General features: G+C 59.5%; 18 protein-coding genes. 11 read left to right on the forward strand and 7 right to left on the reverse strand.

Features of this window, described 5'->3' with window-relative positions; all coding sequences use genetic code 11:
* Positions 1 to 12: 12 nt before the first annotated feature.
* The 5 genes from cysW (at position 13) to KGB14_RS10725 (ending at position 6,223) form a co-directional block, all read left to right on the forward strand.
* Positions 13 to 882: a sulfate ABC transporter permease subunit CysW gene (gene cysW / locus KGB14_RS10705; protein WP_052962920.1), complete on the forward strand. Its 870-nt coding sequence runs from the start codon at positions 13 to 15 to the stop codon at positions 880 to 882.
* A 3-nt stretch (positions 883 to 885) separates the two neighbouring features.
* Complete coding sequence (locus tag KGB14_RS10710; protein ID WP_123357244.1) at positions 886 to 1,875, forward strand: sulfate/molybdate ABC transporter ATP-binding protein; 990 nt, start codon at positions 886 to 888, stop codon at positions 1,873 to 1,875.
* Between the two features lie 268 nt (positions 1,876 to 2,143).
* Positions 2,144 to 3,514, forward strand: a complete 1,371-nt coding sequence (locus tag KGB14_RS10715; RefSeq protein ID WP_223486373.1) for a cytochrome C — start codon at positions 2,144 to 2,146, stop codon at positions 3,512 to 3,514.
* Positions 3,504 to 4,016, forward strand: coding sequence for a sorbitol dehydrogenase (locus KGB14_RS10720; RefSeq protein WP_223486374.1), 513 nt, complete (start codon positions 3,504 to 3,506; stop codon positions 4,014 to 4,016). The genes KGB14_RS10715 and KGB14_RS10720 overlap by 11 nt, the downstream gene beginning before the upstream one ends.
* Positions 4,013 to 6,223 carry a GMC family oxidoreductase gene (locus KGB14_RS10725; protein ID WP_223486375.1) on the forward strand — a complete coding sequence of 737 codons (2,211 nt, stop codon included), beginning with the start codon at positions 4,013 to 4,015 and terminating at the stop codon, positions 6,221 to 6,223. Before KGB14_RS10720 ends, KGB14_RS10725 begins: the two co-directional genes overlap by 4 nt.
* Before the next feature lie 42 nt (positions 6,224 to 6,265).
* On the opposite strand, the gene KGB14_RS10730 is transcribed toward KGB14_RS10725, so the two are convergent.
* Positions 6,266 to 6,790, reverse strand: a complete 525-nt coding sequence (locus tag KGB14_RS10730; protein WP_223486376.1) for a DUF962 domain-containing protein — start codon at positions 6,788 to 6,790, stop codon at positions 6,266 to 6,268.
* A gap of 84 nt (positions 6,791 to 6,874) precedes the next feature.
* Here KGB14_RS10730 and KGB14_RS10735 point away from each other — a divergent pair, with 84 nt between their 5' ends.
* The gene (locus KGB14_RS10735; RefSeq protein WP_223486377.1) at positions 6,875 to 7,561 is read left to right on the forward strand and encodes a Crp/Fnr family transcriptional regulator; all 687 of its coding nucleotides are present in this window, start codon (positions 6,875 to 6,877) and stop codon (positions 7,559 to 7,561) included.
* A 118-nt stretch (positions 7,562 to 7,679) separates the two neighbouring features.
* Complete coding sequence (locus tag KGB14_RS10740; RefSeq protein WP_007899645.1) at positions 7,680 to 8,045, forward strand: response regulator; 366 nt, start codon at positions 7,680 to 7,682, stop codon at positions 8,043 to 8,045.
* Positions 8,046 to 8,196: 151 nt separating this feature from the next.
* Here the strand turns inward: KGB14_RS10740 and KGB14_RS10745 are convergent, their stop codons facing one another.
* Positions 8,197 to 9,201, reverse strand: a complete 1,005-nt coding sequence (locus KGB14_RS10745; protein WP_223486378.1) for an AraC family transcriptional regulator — start codon at positions 9,199 to 9,201, stop codon at positions 8,197 to 8,199.
* A 100-nt stretch (positions 9,202 to 9,301) separates the two neighbouring features.
* On the opposite strand from KGB14_RS10745, the gene KGB14_RS10750 reads away from it, so the two are divergent.
* From KGB14_RS10750 to KGB14_RS10765, 4 genes are all read left to right on the forward strand, one after another.
* Positions 9,302 to 10,375, forward strand: a complete 1,074-nt coding sequence (locus KGB14_RS10750) for a fatty acid desaturase (RefSeq protein WP_223486379.1) — start codon at positions 9,302 to 9,304, stop codon at positions 10,373 to 10,375.
* A gap of 479 nt (positions 10,376 to 10,854) precedes the next feature.
* On the forward strand, positions 10,855 to 11,436 hold the full coding sequence (locus tag KGB14_RS10755) for an alpha/beta hydrolase (RefSeq protein ID WP_030131588.1): 582 nt from the start codon (positions 10,855 to 10,857) through the stop codon (positions 11,434 to 11,436).
* Between the two features lie 74 nt (positions 11,437 to 11,510).
* Positions 11,511 to 12,443: a sigma 54-interacting transcriptional regulator gene (locus KGB14_RS10760; protein ID WP_223486380.1), complete on the forward strand. Its 933-nt coding sequence runs from the start codon at positions 11,511 to 11,513 to the stop codon at positions 12,441 to 12,443.
* Positions 12,444 to 12,708: 265 nt separating this feature from the next.
* Positions 12,709 to 13,491, forward strand: a complete 783-nt coding sequence (locus KGB14_RS10765) for a MetQ/NlpA family ABC transporter substrate-binding protein (RefSeq protein ID WP_223486381.1) — start codon at positions 12,709 to 12,711, stop codon at positions 13,489 to 13,491.
* Between the two features lie 215 nt (positions 13,492 to 13,706).
* Here the strand turns inward: KGB14_RS10765 and KGB14_RS10770 are convergent, their stop codons facing one another.
* The 5 genes from KGB14_RS10770 to KGB14_RS10790 form a co-directional block, all read right to left on the reverse strand.
* Entirely contained in the window at positions 13,707 to 14,336 is a 630-nt protein-coding gene (locus KGB14_RS10770; RefSeq protein ID WP_223486382.1) for a class I SAM-dependent methyltransferase, read from the reverse strand.
* Between the two features lie 173 nt (positions 14,337 to 14,509).
* The gene (locus KGB14_RS10775) at positions 14,510 to 14,860 is read right to left on the reverse strand and encodes a DUF6124 family protein (RefSeq protein WP_223486383.1); all 351 of its coding nucleotides are present in this window, start codon (positions 14,858 to 14,860) and stop codon (positions 14,510 to 14,512) included.
* 384 nt (positions 14,861 to 15,244) lie between these two features.
* A complete protein-coding gene (locus KGB14_RS10780) occupies positions 15,245 to 15,889 on the reverse strand; it encodes a methionine ABC transporter permease (protein WP_223486384.1) in 645 nt (214 codons plus the stop codon).
* Positions 15,879 to 17,000, reverse strand: a complete 1,122-nt coding sequence (locus KGB14_RS10785) for a methionine ABC transporter ATP-binding protein (protein ID WP_223486385.1) — start codon at positions 16,998 to 17,000, stop codon at positions 15,879 to 15,881. The genes KGB14_RS10780 and KGB14_RS10785 overlap by 11 nt, the downstream gene beginning before the upstream one ends.
* Before the next feature lie 2 nt (positions 17,001 to 17,002).
* Positions 17,003 to 17,812, reverse strand: coding sequence for a MetQ/NlpA family ABC transporter substrate-binding protein (locus KGB14_RS10790; protein ID WP_223486386.1), 810 nt, complete (start codon positions 17,810 to 17,812; stop codon positions 17,003 to 17,005).
* Positions 17,813 to 17,872: the final 60 nt, after the last annotated feature.

Raw genomic sequence — 17,872 nt, forward strand, 5'->3', positions numbered from 1 at the left:
GAGGCGCAAAAAATGTCCCAATCGTCTATTGCAGCAGCCTCCTCGAACGCCGCCCGCCGTGGCAGTGCCACTTCGCGGCGAATCCTGATCGGCCTCGGCTGGTTGGTATTTGCGCTGTTTCTGTTGTTGCCGTTGTTCATCGTGGTGTCCCAGGGCCTGAAGCTGGGTCTGGGTGCGTTCTTCACCGCGATTTTCGAACCGGACGCCTTGTCGGCGTTGAAACTCACTGTGATTGCGGTGCTGATTTCGGTGCCGCTGAACCTGGTGTTCGGTGTCAGCGCGGCGTGGTGCGTGAGCAAATATTCATTCCGTGGCAAGAGCATGCTGGTGACCCTGATCGACCTGCCGTTTTCGGTATCGCCGGTGATCGCCGGTCTGGTCTACGTGCTGATGTTCGGTGCCCAGGGCCTGTTCGGCCCGTGGTTACAGGATCACGACATCCAGATCGTCTTCGCCTTGCCGGGCATTGTGCTGGCGACGATTTTCGTCACCGTGCCGTTCGTGGCCCGTGAACTGATCCCGCTGATGCAGGAACAAGGCACCCAGGAAGAAGAGGCCGCGCGCCTGCTCGGGGCCAATGGCTGGCAGATGTTCTGGCACGTCACCGTCCCCAATATCAAATGGGGCCTGATCTATGGCGTGGTGCTGTGTACGGCCCGGGCCATGGGTGAGTTCGGTGCGGTGTCGGTGGTTTCCGGGCACATTCGCGGGGTGACCAACACCCTGCCGCTGCACGTCGAGATCCTCTACAACGAATACAACCACGTGGCCGCGTTCGCCGTGGCGAGCCTGTTGCTGATCCTGGCGCTCTTCATCCTGCTGCTCAAGCAGTGGAGCGAAAACCGTATTAACCGCCTGCGCGCCAGCGCCGCGGAGGAATAAGTCATGTCGATCGAAGTGCGTAACGTCAGCAAAAACTTCCACGCGTTCAAGGCGCTGGACAACATCAGCCTGGACATTCAAAGCGGTGAGCTGGTGGCGCTGCTGGGGCCGTCCGGCTGTGGCAAGACCACGTTGCTGCGAATCATCGCCGGCCTGGAAACCCCGGATCAGGGCAACATCGTGTTCCATGGCGAAGACGTCTCCGGCCACGACGTGCGTGATCGCAATGTCGGTTTCGTGTTCCAGCACTATGCCTTGTTCCGCCACATGACGGTGTTCGACAACGTCGCATTCGGCCTGCGCATGAAGCCGAAAAACCAGCGTCCGAATGAAAGCCAGATCGCAGTGAAAGTCCATGAACTGCTGAACATGGTGCAGCTGGACTGGTTGGCCGATCGCTACCCGGAACAACTCTCCGGCGGCCAGCGTCAGCGCATCGCGTTGGCCCGCGCCCTGGCGGTGGAACCAAAAGTTCTGCTGCTCGACGAACCCTTCGGCGCCCTCGACGCCAAGGTCCGTAAAGAGCTGCGTCGCTGGCTCGCGCGGCTGCACGAAGACATCAACCTGACCTCGGTGTTCGTGACCCACGACCAGGAAGAAGCGATGGAAGTCGCCGACCGTATCGTGGTGATGAACAAGGGTGTGATCGAACAGATCGGCTCACCGGGCGACGTCTACGAAAACCCGGCCAGCGATTTCGTGTATCACTTCCTTGGCGACTCGAACCGTCTGCATTTGGGTGAAGACCGGCACGTGCTGTTCCGTCCCCACGAAGTGTCGCTGTCGCGGCATGAACTGGAAGACCACCACGCCGCTGAAGTACGGGATATTCGCCCTCTGGGCGCCACCACGCGGGTGACGCTGAAGGTCGAAGGCCAGAGCGAGCTGATCGAAGCGGAAGTGGTGAAGGATCACGACAGCCTGGTCGGCTTGGCGAAGGGCGAGACGTTGTTCTTCAAGCCGAAGGTCTGGCAGAAAGTCGCCAACCTTTAAAATCAAAAGCATCGCGAGCAGGCTCGCTCCCACAGGGGATTTGTGTCGTTCACAAATCCCCTGTGGGAGCGAGCCTGCTCGCGATGGCGTCTCCAAGAAACCCCCGCCAAAATCTGTAATAACACCAACCGGCCTTGCTTCGATCGGTTCTACCCCCGTGATTTTTTTTGCCTCAAACCCTACCTAGACTCTGACTTGCCAGGAGGCAGTGAGAGTCCATGACGGACCGGTGTTATCTCCTGACGCCCTGATGCCAAGGAGATAAAGCATGAGTAAGGAAGTCAGTCGGCATGGCCCGCTTGGCTGTGTCTTGTTGAGCGCATTGCTGGGCTCGTCCGCCAGTGCCGCCCCCTCGCTGTCGCCGCAGATACCCTTCGATGTCACGGTTACCCAACCGGTTTCTCTGCCCAGCCTGCAGGCCGATTTCGATGACCTGTCGTGGCAGGCCTTCATCGCTCTGAGCTGGCCGGCGCTGGACAACGGCGATCCAAATACCGGCACCCCCATCGGCAAGCAGGATGGGGCCACGGTGTGGGAAAGCTGGAAAGAGAGCTACCAGATATTCCGGCCCAAGGGTCAGACACCTCTGCCCTGGGATGCGCCGGCCACCCTCCCCGAAGTGTGCAAGTCACTCAAGCCTGGTCGCCTGCTGCAACAGATGGGCAAGGTGCCCGATGTGCTGAATGAGTTTATCCAGCCCTTCGAGAGTGGTCCGCTGGTGGATCAGAACGGCGTCTATACGCGCAACGAAATCGTGGTCAACCAATCGATGTTCGACGGGATCGTCAACAACGGGCTGTACAGCATCGAAGGCCAGCAGAAGTTTTTCGCCGCGAGCCCGAGCAATGCCGTGGCTTTCAGCTGTGGCTCGGCTGGCACGAAACAGGTGGGTGCGGTGATGGTAAAGGCGTCGTGGAAAGTGCTTGGGCCCAATGATCGCCGAGAGGATTTCCACACCGTCGATGCGCTGGTCTATACGCCGGGCAACCGCGATCCTAGTCATGGGCCGATTGTCGAGGAGTCGTGCGTATCCGAGCCGGTCGGGCTGGTGGGGTTGCACATCGTTCATAAGACCGCCAATGCCGCGCAGTGGGTCTGGTCAACCTTTGAGCATGTGAAAAACGTACCGGAGAAGTCCACGCCTCCTGCCCAGCGGGTGGGCCCGTACCTGTTCTACAACGCCAACAGCAAGAGCGAAGTCAACCAGCCTCCGCCACGGCCGTGGAACCCGGCAGTCAAGGCGACGCCCTCGCAGATCGAGCGTGAAGCGCCGCTGACCGATGCCACCAAAACCCTGAACACCACGTACCAGGCCCTGTTGCGGACGGTCAATCCGCAGAGCGTCTGGGCGAACTATCAATTGATCAGCACCCAGTGGCCGTCAGCCCCTCCACAGCCCAATTGCCAGATATCGGCGACCAACCCACTGGGCAGCCCCGCGCCCTTGTTCCTGGCCAACACCACGCTGGAAACCTATATCCAGGGCACCGTGCCCCAGGCGTCTTCCAGTTGCATGGCGTGCCACGGCAATGCGGCCACCCATGTCACCGAATCCCCGCGCACCAGCTTCGCGGATTTCACCTACCTGCTTGAACGCGCACAGTCCACGGGTGGACAAGGAGTCAGCCATGAGCAGTGATCTGCAGAACTTCATTGGCCTTTCATCGGCCCTCACCGGCATTCCCACCGATCGGCTGGCGCCGGCCATCGACCAGGTGGGCTTGCCGCCGATCTTTCTCGAATTCATCACGCCGCGCATCACGCCTGATGTGCTCAACACCTTGCTGACTCAGTACGCGACGCTGGCAGCGGACCTTATGCCCCCGGACCGGATCGCCCAGACGGTACTGATGAATGGGGCGCTACCGGCGACCACGCAAACGGCCCGAGCGGCACGTTCGATCATGAAGCTGTGGTTGTTGGGTGTCTGGTATCAGCCCTATGCCACCGGGAGCTACAAATCGACCGATTCGATGGTGGTGTCCGATCAGGCATACATCCACAGCTGGGCCTGGAAAATTGCCCAGGCCCATCCCATGGGCTACAGCGAGATGTTTTTCGGCTATTGGAACACCACGCCGCCGAGCCTTGAGGATTACACCGGGGTACCCGCCAGCGGACAGCAAGGAGCCTTGTCATGAGTACCGAACAAGCGGACGTAGTGATCGTCGGCGCGGGGCTGGCCGGCAGCATCATCGCTTATCAACTGGGCATGGCCGGGGTGGATGTGCTGGTGCTCGAATCAGGCCCGGAAATCCCGGCCAACCGTGCTCAATACCTGGAGCGCTTCTATACGGCGACTCTGAAAACCCCCGAAGCCCCTTACCCACCGGCGACGAACCTGGACACGCCCCGTGATCCGGCCAACGAGAACGCCCCGCGTGCGACCATCGCCGATCTGATCCTGGGCTGGGACAAGCCGGCAATCAGCTACCTGGTGCAGAAAGGCCCGCTGCCCTTCACCAGCACTTATGAACGGGTGGGTGGCGGCACCACTTGGCATTGGGTCGGGACGTGTCTGCGTATGGTGCCGAACGATTTTCGCTTGAGATCAAAATACGGCGTCGGGGTGGACTGGCCTATCGGCTACGACGATCTGCAAAGTGCCTACTGCCGGGCCGAGGCGGAAATCGGCGTGGCGGCCAATGTCGCCGACCAGGCCTATCTGGGCATGACTTTTCCCGAAGGTTATTCATTCCCGATGCATAGCATTCCGTTGTCGCTGGTCGATGGCAGTTTTGTCACGGCCGTGACGGGGCAGACATTCGACGGCTTGCCGCTGGTGGTCAGCCCGACGCCCGCCGGGCGTAATTCCCAACCTTACGCGGGGCGCCGGGTGTGTGCCGGCAACACCAACTGCACACCGATCTGCCCGATCCAGGCCAAGTACGATGCGACAGTGACAATGAACAAGGCCTTGGCCACCGGCAAGGTCCGGGTCTTGTACAGGACCGTGGCCAGCAAAGTGACCGTCGGGGCGGACAGCAATATCAACGGCGTCGAATTCATTCAGTACCAGCTTGGCGACGGCCCACCCACTGGAACCGGCGTCGCTGTCGGGCAGCGTTATGTGATCGCCGCCCATGCCATCGAGACACCCAAGCTATTGCTTAACTCCACGAGTCCGGCCTGGCCCAAAGGTGTGGCCAACAGCAGCGGGCAGGTGGGACGCAGCCTGGCCGATCACCCGATCTACCTGGCATGGGGGCTGATGCCTGAAGGCAAGGCGGTTTTTCCGTACCGTGGTCCTCTGTCCACGGCGGGCATCGAGAGTTTGCGTGATGGTGACTTTCGTAAATATCGAGCGGCGTGGCGCATTGAAATCGGTAACGAGGGCTGGAACTGGCCGGCCACCGATCCTTACGCCACCGTGGCCGATTTCATCGACGGAGAGAATAACGGTGGTGCCAACCCACTGCCGCCGGCCGTGAAACCACAGCAAGTGCTCTATGGGACAGCGCTGGTTCAAAAGCTCAACGACCTGTTCATCCGTCAGTTCCGGATCGCGTTTCTGGTGGAGCAGGTCGAGGACGATCCTGATCACCCCACTTGTTACATCGTGCCGTCGACCGAGTACAAGGACCGGCTCGGCATTCCCCGGCCGGAAATTCACTATGACCTGTCCAAATACACCAAGGAGGGCTTCAAGCAGGCGAAGAAGTTGGCGACTCACATCATCACGGAACTGCTCGGCGCGGTGGAGCTGACGAAGCTTCTCAAGCCCGGGACGTTCATCCACGACAATGAGCCTTACAGTTTTCAGGGCGCCGGGCACCTGATGGGGACCTATCGCATGGGCGATGATCCAACCAAATCGGTAGTCGACAAATACCAGCGCAGTTGGGACCACAAGAACCTGTTCCTGGTGGGCGACGGTGTCTTCCCCAGCACGGGCACCTCGAACCCGAGCCTGACGATTGCCGCGTTGTCGTTCCAGGCTGGGGATACGCTGGCCAACGACCTGAAGGCTGCGACGGTGGAGGTTCTGGCCAATCTGCCCTGGCAGGGCACTGGTGTACAGATCAACGGTCTGGTTCCACGTCTGGCTCGTTGTGTCTTTGGCTTATGGTGCGCCAGTCCGGTGGGAGGCTGGGTGGATGGAAAGGGCGATCCGAACATCATCGCCAAGTTCGGCTATACCCTGGCGGGGGCCGCCGAAGGTGCTTTGATCGGCCGTGTTGGCGACTTCGGGATCCCCTTCCTGATTGGCGATCTGGCGCAGATTCCGGCTGGCCAGCACGGCGAGCTGCAGTTGTGCATCAATGACGACCTGTTCGGGGCCTACGGGGCGGGTTTGACTGACAATCTCGGTGCGCTGACGGTTCGGGTCGAGTTCGGCACGCTGTGAAACCTGGAGCGGTAACGGCATCAATCCGTTACCGCTCTTTTTTCAGGCGGCGGAGCGTTGATTGCGCAAGGCCACAGGCCCGGCGCGTTCTTCGATGGCTCGTTTCAGTTCACCCCGAAGCCCCAGCAGGAAACCTGCTTCCACCACCACAAACAGCGGCCCGACAATCAACCCCGTCACATCATCGACAAACGCCGGTTTGCGCCCCTCGTAATGATGACCGACAAACTGAATCGCCCAGCCCACCATAAACATCCCGAGACCGCTGGCCAGCCAGACCAACGTGCTCTGCTGCGCAAGCACATGCCCGAGCCAGACTGACAGCCCCAGCAGTACAGTCATCAACACCCCCAGCCGCCGTTCCAGGCGCAAGTAAAACCACGCTGAAGCCAGCGCCAAAAGCACCGCCGGTGACAACCAAATCCCGGCCAGCGACCACTCCGGCCGTGACAGCAACACCGCGACCGCCACCACGATCAGTGGAATGCCCACGAAGTGGCTGGCGATATTGCGCGGGTCACGGTGGTAGGCGGCGTATTGACTGAGATGGTCAACGAGGCTTTTCATTGTTGTTCCTCCTGTAGGGTGATGGATGATGCTCCGGGTTCATCTCTCGCTCTGTCAGCCAGGCGACAATCTCCAGGAGTTTTCATGGGCATGCAGGTTTGGCGTTCGCGCCTGGATACGGGGCAATGGTTCAGTCATCTACCTGTTTCTTTACAGGATAGTCTGCTGGCCGCCGGCCGAGTCAGGCGCTTGTCTGCGGGGCAGCGGCTGTTCAAGCGCGGCGATCCCCCGTGCGGGCTGTACGCGGTGCTTGAGGGTTCGGTGCGCATTGGCGCGGTGAGTGAGCAGGGCAAGGAAGCATTGCTGAGCCTGGTGGAGCCGCCGCACTGGTTCGGTGAAATCTGCCTGTTCGATGGCCAGCCGCGAACCCATGATGCGTTCGCGGCAGGCCAATGCATCCTGTTGCATATCCCGCAAACGGCGCTGCTGGCCTTGCTCGACGAACACCCGGTGTACTGGCGGCAACTGGCGTTGTTGATGAGCCACAAACTGCGCCTGACCTTCATCAACCTCGAACAGCTCAGCCTGATGCCAGCCCCGGCACGCCTGGCCCATCGCTTGCTGATGATCGCCGAGGGCTACGGCGAAATCGACCCGCCACGCCGCGTTCTGCAACTGCCCCAGGAGCAACTGGCGTCAATGTTGTCGTTGTCGCGCCAGACCACCAATCAGCTCCTGAAGGATTTGCAGGGGCAAGGGATTGTGAATCTCAAGTATGGCGAGATCGAGATTCTGGATGCGCAGCGGTTGCGAGCGTTGACGGTGATTTAAAAAGATCGCTGCCCTATGTAGGAGCTGGCGAAGCCTGCGATCTTTTAACAACCGACGTTATAGGTAGGCTTTGTCCGTGAACGCGCCTAGCCTGTGACGACGATAATCGAGGTGTGCCATGCGTGTATTGCTAGTGGAAGACGAACCCGAGACCGCCAGTCTCCTGGCCAAAGGCCTGAGCGAAGCGAGTTACGCGGTGGATGTGGCGCTCAATGGCATGGACGGCCGGCGCTTTATCGAGTCCGGTGAATACGAGTTGATCATCCTCGACGTGATGCTTCCCGGCCTCAACGGCTGGCAGTTGCTGCAACAGATACGCAAGCTCGGCGACACGCCGGTGCTGCTCCTCACCACCACGGACGGCATCGAAGATCGCCTGCGCGGGCTGGAGTTGCATGAGGATGATTATCTGCTCAAGCCGTTTGCGGTCAGTGAGCTGGTGAAGCGGGTGCGCAAGCTGTTGCGGCGGGATCGGGGGCGCTGAAGGTTTGCGGCGTATGGACTACCGCCTTCGCGAGCAAGCCCGCTCCCACAGTGGACCTGTGTGAATCACAATGTTGTGAACAACCGAAAACCCTGTGGGAGCGGGCTTGCCCGCGAAGAGGCCGGAACATACAAAACACCGCTCGGATCTGCTACCGCAACCCATCCCGAAATTGCCCCGGCGTCATTCCGGTCCAGCGTTTGAACGCACGACTGAAGCTGCTCGTGTCGGCGAACCCCAGCAGGTAACTGACCTCGCTCAACGAACACTGTGGGTCGCGCAGGTGCAGCAGCGCCAGGTTCTCCCGGCTTTCATTGAGCAGCGTATCGAACCGACAACCTTCATCCGCCAGGTGCCGTTGCAGGCTGCGTAGACTCAAGTGCAGCGCCTGGGCGATGCAATCGGCCGACGGTTCGCCTTCGGGCAATTGCTCTTCAATGGCGTCGCGAACCTTGCGCTCCCAGGTCAGGGGCTTGAGTTGCGCCAGGGTGCGTTTGAGCACGGTTTCGTTGTGCTCGGCGAGTTCCGGGTTGGCGTCGTCCAGGTGACTGTCGAAATCCACCAGGGCGAATTCCAGTCGGTCTTCATCGGCGTTGAAATACACCGGCGAGCGGAACACTTTGTGCCATTGATGCGGGTCGGCTGGTTCCGGACGGCGCAGATAAACCGCCAGCGGGGCGTAGTCACGGCCCAGGCGATTGCGGCAGGTGCGCACGTAAATCGCCGCGAAGGCATCGATGGCTTCGAAGGCTGGCGCGGGGTTACCCAAGGGAATTTTCAAGCGGAAGCGGTAGCGATCCTCGGCGCGGGTCAGCTCCAGATCCAGCGCATCGCTGACCACGTGGTGATAACGCACAATGCGCTCGAACACCTCCCGCAGACTGCCGCTGGCCACCAACGCATAACCCAGCGCATGAAAGGTGGTGGGGCTGACGAAACGTGACACCCGCAAGCCAATCGCCGGATCACCGCTGACCTGCACCGCGATGTGCCACAGGCGCGTGGTGGCGGACAACGGGTAACGGGCGTTCGGGTCGTCCATCAACTGCGGGTCGAGCCCCGCCTGTTGGCACAGGGCGGTGCTGTCGAGCCCCAGCGCATCGAGTTGTTTGCGCAGGGCGCGGGTCCAGCTGGCGAGGGAGGTCGGTTCAGTCATGCTGATTGGCGCGTCCGGTCAACAGGTTGGCGTTCACGGCTACCACTCTGTAAAGCATTGCAGGGCAGGATGCGAACATCAATAACCAGAGGATGGAAGCATGGACGGTACTTCTGCAAGTCCCCAGCGACTGAATGCAGCACAGCGATCAGCGCATATTCGCGAGGTGGTATTGGCCAAAGGCGTCGAACTGCGTCGGCGCTACCCGATTCTCAACCATCAGGACGCCTTGGGCGCTGGCATTCTGGCCTTCGCATTGGCCGGGATGATCGGTTCAGCGGCGCTTTACATCACCGGGTACATGGCATGGTGGGTATGCCTGTTGCTCAACGCGTTTTTCGCCTCGCTGACCCACGAGCTGGAGCATGATCTGATCCACAGCATGTACTTTCGCAAGCAACGGGTGCCGCACAACTTGATGATGGGCCTGGTCTGGCTGGCGCGGCCGAGCACCATCAACCCCTGGATCCGCCGCCATCTGCACCTCAATCACCACAAGGTGTCCGGCACCGAAACCGACATGGAAGAGCGGGCGATCACCAACGGTGAGCCCTGGGGGATCGCGCGGCTGTTGATGGTTGGCGATAACGTGATGTCGGCGTTTATCCGCATGCTGCGGGCCAGGAGCTGGGCGCACAAGTTCAGCATCATCAAGCGTTCTCTGAAAGTCTACGCGCCACTGGCACTGGTGCATTGGGGCGCGTGGTATGTGTTCCTCGGTTTCCACGCGGCCAATGCCATCGGCCATCTGCTGGGTATATCCATCGAATGGTCGGCGACTACGTTGGCGGTGATGCAAGTGATCGACATCGCGGCCGTAGTGATCATCGGCCCGAACGTGTTGCGCACGTTCTGCCTGCACTTTGTCAGCTCGAACATGCATTACTACGGTGACGTGGAACCGGGCAATGTGATTCAGCAGACGCAGGTGTTGAACCCTTGGTGGATGTGGCCATTGCAGGCGTTCTGCTTCAACTTTGGCAGCAGCCACGGGATCCATCATTTTGTAGTGAAGGAACCGTTTTACATCCGCCAGATGACCGTGCCGGTGGCGCATGAAGTGATGCGTGAGATGGGGGTGCGGTTCAATGATTTCGGGACGTTCGGGCGGGCGAACCGGTTTGTTCGCAAGGAAGCCGTACGGTCGCAGGAGGTGCATGCCGCTCGGGTTTGATCGATGTGCCCGGAAACTCAACGCTGGTCATCAATTTGACCCAAAGGAACGTTACGGTGTGACGCAAGCAGCGATGGCTTGGGTACATCGTAACGATTGGTATATGTGTTTTTGATCTAATAAGGTAATTAAATATTCCTTTATCAGATAACCGTTTCAGCCAATCATTCACATCCCAGCGATGTGGTTCGCGCTAACAGATCTTGAGTTTCCGGGGCCGTCTCCTTGGCAGGGTGCGGCCCCTTTTTTATTTCTCGAGTAATCCACAAACCCTGTGGGAGCGAGCCTGCTCGCGATGGCGTCGTCAGATCCAACATTGATGGTGACTGATCTAATGCTATCGCGAGCAGGCTCGCTCCCACAGGTGATCAGCTTCATATTCCATATAGATCTTAATAAATAGCTTCTTATTCCTTAACGAACATAACTCTCCTCCCTATACTCGGTCAGGAACAGACACGCAGCAGGAGAGCTCCCCCATGCGCAACGAATCAATTCGCTACCTGATTGTGCCGGGCTGGCAAGGATCGCCAGAAGATCATTGGCAAACCCATTGGCAGAACAGCCTGCCCAACAGTGCGCGGGTGGAGCAGGCCGATTGGCTGACGCCTCGTCGCGAAGATTGGGTCGCGGCACTGGCCGAGGCGATTGCCGCCGACAGCACACCTGTGATTCTGATCGCCCATAGCCTGGGTTGCATCACCGTCGCCCATTGGGCGGCCACGGCACCGTTGCCATTCTTGCGTCAGGTGCGCGGCGCGTTGCTGGTCGCGCCAGCGGACGTCGAGCGCCCGGCCTGCGCGCCGGCCCTGCGTAACTTTGCACCGATCCCGACCCATTTGCTGCCGTTCCCGAGCCAGGTCGTCAGCTCCGACAACGACAGCGCCGTGAGCGCGCCACGGGCGCTTGAACTGGCGCGTCAGTGGGGCGCCGAAGCGGGGATTTTATCGGGGGCCGGGCACATCAACGTGAAGTCCGGTCACCAGCGCTGGGAGCAGGGTTTTGCGTACCTCTATCGTCTGCAAAACCGCATGGAACAGCACGCCTTGCGTCGGGCTTGAACCTTTTCTTTTTTGTTTTTTCTTTTTCTTGGAATCGGCCCCCGTCTCCCGGCGGTTTTGGGCGGGAGTCTGTCATGAGCTTGCATGAAACGTTCGGTCAGCCGCTGCTGACCTTTCCCGATGCGGAAAAAAGCCCGCTGAGCATTCGCGCCAAGGCGTTGGTGTTCGTCGATCCACGTTCCCGGCAATTGCGCCAGGAGCTGGAACAACTGGCGCCACGTTCGATCTCGGTGTTGATCCGCGGCGAAACCGGCAGCGGTAAAGAATTGCTGGCGCGACATATCCATCGCGCCAGTGATCGTGGTGGATTGTTCGTGTCAGTCAATTGCGGGGCGATCAGCCCGACCTACGCCGACGCTGAATTGTTCGGCTATGCCGCCGGCAGTTACAGCGGGTCGGCCAGCAGTCGCGCTGGCTGGTTTGGTTCGGCCAACGGCGGCACCTTGTATCTGGATGAGATCGGCGACCTGCCGCTGCCGATCCAGATCAAATTGCTCGCCGCCCTGGAGAACCACGAAGTCACCCGCGTAGGCGCTCATCAGCCGAGCCCGGTGGATGTACGTCTGGTGGCGGCCACCAGCATCGATCTGGCTCAGGCGGTGGCGGCCGGGAAATTCCATGAGCGGCTTTATCACTATCTCAGCGAAGGCCAGCTCGAACTGCCGGCATTGCGTGAGCGGGTGGGCGATATTTTGTCGCTGGCCGAATACTTTCTCGGCATCTACAGCCAGCGGCTCGACTTACCGGTGCCGCTGATCAGCGAAGCCGCGCAGCAATTGCTGGAGCAGCACAGTTGGCCGGGCAACACCCGAGAGCTGGAGAACGTTATTCACTTTGCGTTATTGGTGAGCACCGGCGACGAGATTTTGCCGGAGCATTTGAATCTGCCTGAGGCGCAGGTGTCGCTGCTACAGATCGAGCGGCAACTCAAACAAATTCTCGGCAACGGTTCTACCACCGAAAAAGAGGCCTTGAAAAAACTGCTTAAAGCCACCGGCCTTCTGTAGGCGCTGGCGCAGCCTGCGATCTTTTGATCTTGATCTTTGGTGGCGTTGAAATCGCCAAAATCAAAAGATCGCAGCCTTCGGCAGCTCCTACATCGGGCGTGGCGGTTGTATGAACAAAATGGAATATGAAAGTGAATAAAAGATATTGTTCGGGAATAAAAAATCCCGGTATTGTCCGCGTCACGCCAGCAGTAGCACTTCGCTTGCACTCATATTAAACAAGCCGTCGTCGATGACGACCGTGATTTTTCGATAAGGACACTGCATGAAAAAGGTTCTGTTGTTCACCGCATTGGCGGCTGCCCTGACTGCGGGCCTGGCCCAGGCCGGCGAAAAACTGGTGGTTGCGGCGACGCCGGTTCCACATGCCGAGATTCTTGAGCTGATCAAGCCAACCCTCGCCAAAGAAGGCGTGGACCTGGAGATCAAAGTCTTCACCGACTACGTTCAGCCGAACGTGCAGGTCGACCAGAAGCGTCTGGACGCCAACTACTTCCAGACCCTGCCGTACCTGAAAAGCTTCAATGAAGGTAAAGGCACCAACCTGGTGACCGTGATCGGTGTACACGTCGAACCATTCGGCGGCTACTCGAAGAAAGTCAAAAGCCTGGCTGAGCTGAAAGACGGTGCAACCATCGCCATCCCGAACGAAGGCAGCAACAGTGGCCGTGCCCTGATCCTGCTGCAGAAGGCTGGTCTGATCGAGTTGAAAGACTCGAAAAACGCTTTGGCCACGCCGAAAGACATCGCCAAGAACCCGCACAACTTCAAGTTCAAGGAACTGGAATCGGCCATGCTGCCGCGTGTTCTGGACCAGGTCGATCTGGACATGATCAACACCAACTACGCGCTGGATGCAGGTTTGAACCCGGCTAAAGACGCGTTGGTGATCGAAGGTGCCGATTCGCCTTACGTGAACTTCCTGGTGGCTCGTCCAGACAACAAGGACAGCGTTGCCATCCAGAAACTGGCCAAGGCGTTGACCAGTCCTGAAGTGAAAGCATTCATCGCCAAGAAGTACAGCGGCGCGGTACTGCCGGCGTTCTGATTTACCGCAGTCTCGAACCACTTCAAGGTTTCAAACGCCGGCGGCTAATACAGCGTCGGCGTTTTTATTGGGGTGAGCCTCTGAGCCATGCGGTGACTTTCTGATCGCCATCGCGAGCAGGCTCGCTCCCACACTGGATCGGCGACTGACTCAGATGTTGTGTTCAATGAAGATACTTTGTGGGAGCGAGCCTGCTCGCGATAGCGCCTGACCGGCTACACCGGCTTACGCCAAACACTCGCCAACCAAGGCTGCTGCTCGCGCGGCAGCCCCGCCGGCCGGTAGTAATGCTCCAACTCCACAAACCCCGCCTCGGTCAGCAGTTCCTGCCACGCGTGAAGATCGTAATAAGCCCCATAACGCGGCCCGTTCCAGCCTTCCTGATTCTCCCCGCGCGGGTTGGAGCTGAACAACACCCCACCCGGTTTCAACGCCCCGCGCAGCTGCTTCAACACCCGAGGCAATTCCTGACTCGGGATGTGGAACAGCACCGCATTGGCAAAAATCCCGTCAAACCGCTCGGCCGGCAGGTCGAGTTTCAGAAAGTCCTGCTGCCAGACTTCGCAACTACTGTCCTCCCGCGCCATCTGCGCAAACTTTTCCGAACCGTCGAGGCCGACGGCGGTGTGGCCCAGGCGCGTGAAGGTTTTCAGATCGCGGCCAGGGCCGCAGCCGAAGTCGAGTAGGGTGAACGGCGCCTCACCCTGAATATGCCGCAGCAGGGCATCGATGTTCTGGCTGACATCGTGATCGCGAGTGCCTTCACGGAAGTCTTCGGCCACCGCGTTGTAATGGCTCAGCGTGGTGGAGGTGATCTGCTCCAGGTCGTCGGGAGTCTGTTTCATGGTTGGCTGCGCAGGCAATTGGGGTTCGCCGAATATACGCCATGACGCCGGGGGCTGCTGCGCAGCCATTCGCGGGCAAGCCTCGCTCCTACAGGGGGAGCGACATAAATCCTGTAGGAGCGAGGCTTGCCCGCGAAGGCGATATCACTGCCAACCAATGATTACGGCCTGACTCAGCTTTGTTTCATCCCCAGACATTCAATGGACCGATCAACCATCGCCTTGGCAATCTCCAGCAAATGCCAGACGGAGAACACCAACGCCCGATCGGCCCCCTTGAGTTGATCGCCACACTGATACGCCGTGACCGAGGCGCAGCGCAGTAGATCAGCCACATAGAGCTGAGCGTCTTCGAAGCTCACGTCTTCGCTGACGTTGTAGAAGCGCAATTCATCGGGTGCTGTGGGCTGCTTGCCAGTCAGATGGAAATCGATCGCACGGTAGAGCGCGGAACGGTCCTTGAGCAGGTCGTCAGCTTTGTTTGAGGATGTTTCGAGGGGCGGGTCGGGAACGGATTTTTCCATGGTATTGCTCCTATTGCTGCATGGGAGCCATCACTTATCGCCTACTAAACGATTGGGTGGTGGCTGTACGCAGGTTAGTAGGCCGGTCAATAGGAAAACCGGTGCACCCGAAGATGCCCCACGCACAGCCACCATATTCTGCAATGCGGCAAAAATTGCCGGACATGAGCATGGGATTGCTATGCGCCTATTGATCCGGGCTACTAAACCCGATCACTGATGAGCAGTGACGGACCGAGACTAGCCACGGAATTTGGCAGGCGCAAGCGAGCGGAATGATCTAGGAAATGTCCTGCAAATGAAAGGGATCGGGCCTGCTGGCACTCTGATTTTCTTGTGCGAAAACTTCCCTTTGATCGGTGAATTTGATGGCGCCAAGATCGCTCAACGCTTGTTCAACCCCCGCGCCAACCGATCCCCTCCAAGCTGAATCACCGCCACCAACACCACCAGCAACACAATCACTGTCAACATGATCTGGCTATCAAAGCGCTGATACCCATACCGATAAGCGATGTCCCCCAACCCACCGGCCCCAATCGCCCCGGCCATGGCTGACGAGTTGATCATCGTCACCAACGTAATCGTGAAACCACCGACAATTCCCGGCAACGCCTCAGGCAAAAGCACATGCCAGACGATATGCCAGCGCCGGCAGCCCATCGCCTGCGCCGCTTCAATCAACCCATGATCGACTTCCCGCAAACTGACCTCGGCAATGCGCGCGAAGAACGGTGTGGCGGCGATGGTCAGCGGCACCACCGCGGCCCACACGCCATACGTGGTGCCGATGATCAGCCGGGTAAATGGAATCAACGCCACCATCAAAATCAAAAACGGAATCGAGCGAAACAGATTCACAAACGCGCCCAGCGCGCGATTCAGCGCCGGTGCTTCGTAGATCCCGCCCTTGGAGCTGGTGACCAAAATCACCGCCAATGGAATGCCCGCCAACAACGCGATCAGTGACGACACACCCACCATCAAAAACGTGTCGATAAAACCCTGAAGCAACCGATCAAACCACATAACCCAGCACCTCCGCCTGTTGCGCCCAGTGGCCGGCGCGCTGACGCAATGCCTCGGCGCCAAGGGACGAACCGGTCACCGCCAGCAGCAATTGCCCGAGGGCATGCCCCTGAATCCGTTCCACGCCGCCTTGCAGCAAGCGCACGCGGCCACCGAGGGCGCTGAACAGCGCCGCCAGGTCTGGCTCGTCGCTGGCGCTGCCGGTGAATTGCAAGCGCAGCACCACAGCGGCGTCCGAAGACTGCGGTTGTGGACGCAAGCGGTTTTGCAGTTCTTCCGGCAGGCCGTGCTGCAGCGGCGCGAGCAAGGTCTGGCTGACCTCATGTTGCGGGTTGCCGAATACTTCCCAGACCGGCCCTTGCTCGACGATTCGCCCGTGTTCCAGTACCACGACCCGATCACAGATATCGCGGATCACCGCCATCTCGTGGGTGATCAATACGATGGTCAGGCCCAGCCGCTGATTGATCTCGCGCAACAGGCCGAGGATCGATTGCGTGGTCTCCGGATCGAGGGCCGAAGTCGCCTCATCGCACAATAGAATCTCCGGGTCATGCACCAGCGCGCGGGCGATGCCGACGCGTTGTTTCTGCCCGCCGGAAAGCTGCGCCGGGTAGGCCTTGTGTTTCTCTTGCAGGCCGACCAGTTCCAGCAGTTCGCGAACTTTGCGCTCACGTTGCTCCTTGGGCACACCGGCAACTTTCAGCGGCAATTCGACGTTCTGCCAAACCGTTTTGGCCGACATCAGGTTGAAGTGCTGGAAGATCATGCCGATCCGCCGCCGCAGCGCCACCAGGCGGTCTTCATCGAACTCGCCGATGTCCACCTGATCGATCAGCACCCGCCCGCTGCTTGGTTGTTCGAGGCGGTTGATGGTGCGGATCAGCGACGACTTGCCGGCGCCGCTACGGCCGATGATGCCGAACACTTCGCCGCGCTGGATCGCCAGGTCGATGCCGTGCAGGGCCGCCACCGGACCTTGCTGGCCGTTGTAGGTTTTGCCCAGGTCGATGAAGCGCACATGGGCGCGATTCAGGTCTGGGTGCAGTTCGGTTTGTGTGGCGTTATGTGGCTCCGGAAGTTCCAGTCGCCGTTGGATTGCGGCCGTCATGCTCAGCTTTCCCAGCCGGCTTGATAGAGCTTGCCGTGAGCTTTATCCAGTGCCGCGCGAACGGCTGGCGAATGCTGGTAGATGTCGACGAATTTGATCAGGCGTGGGTCGGTTTTGCTTTTCGGCTGGATCACAAACTGGATCACGTATTCCTTGTGATCGAGGCCATCGAACAGCAGGGCGGAACTGGCATCGAAGGTCTTCGACAGACGGATGTAGGCCGGGTAGCCCTGGACCAGATCGGCGTCGTCATAGGCGCGCACCAATTGCACGGCTTCGACCTGAAGGATTTTGATTTTCTTCGGGTTGGCGATGATGTCTTCTTCGGTGGCCTTGTAGCCGACGCCCGGTTTGAGGGTGATCAGCCCGGCCTTGGCCAGCAGTTGCAGGCCGCGACCGCTGTTGATCGGGTCGTTGGCGATGGCCACGCTGGCACCGATGGGCAGCGCGTCGAAGCTTTTGTACTTTTTCGAGTAGAGGCCGACGTTGTTGATGATCCCCGGGGCGAACGGCACCAGGTCAAAACCGGCAGCGGCCTTGGCGTTTTCCAGGAACGGGATGTGCTGGAAATAGTTCACGTCAATGTCGCCCGAGGCGAGGCTGACGTTGGGGGCGATCCAGTCGCTGAACTCCACCAGTTCGACTTTCAGGCCTTGTTTGTTGGCTTCTTCTACTGCCGCTTCCAGGGGAATGGCGAAGGCGGCGGTGGTGCCGACTTTCAGCGGTGCGTCGGCGGCGAAGGTGATGGAGCTGAAGAGGCCGAGGGCCAGGGCCAGTGCTTTGACTGGGTGAGAGAGGTAGGTCTTTTTCATGATGGGGTTTCCAGTCAGTGCATTATATTTTTGGTGTCTGTTCGGGCCTCATCGCGGGCA

Source organism: Pseudomonas sp. A-RE-19, assembly GCF_019956555.1.
Lineage (GTDB): Bacteria > Pseudomonadota > Gammaproteobacteria > Pseudomonadales > Pseudomonadaceae > Aquipseudomonas.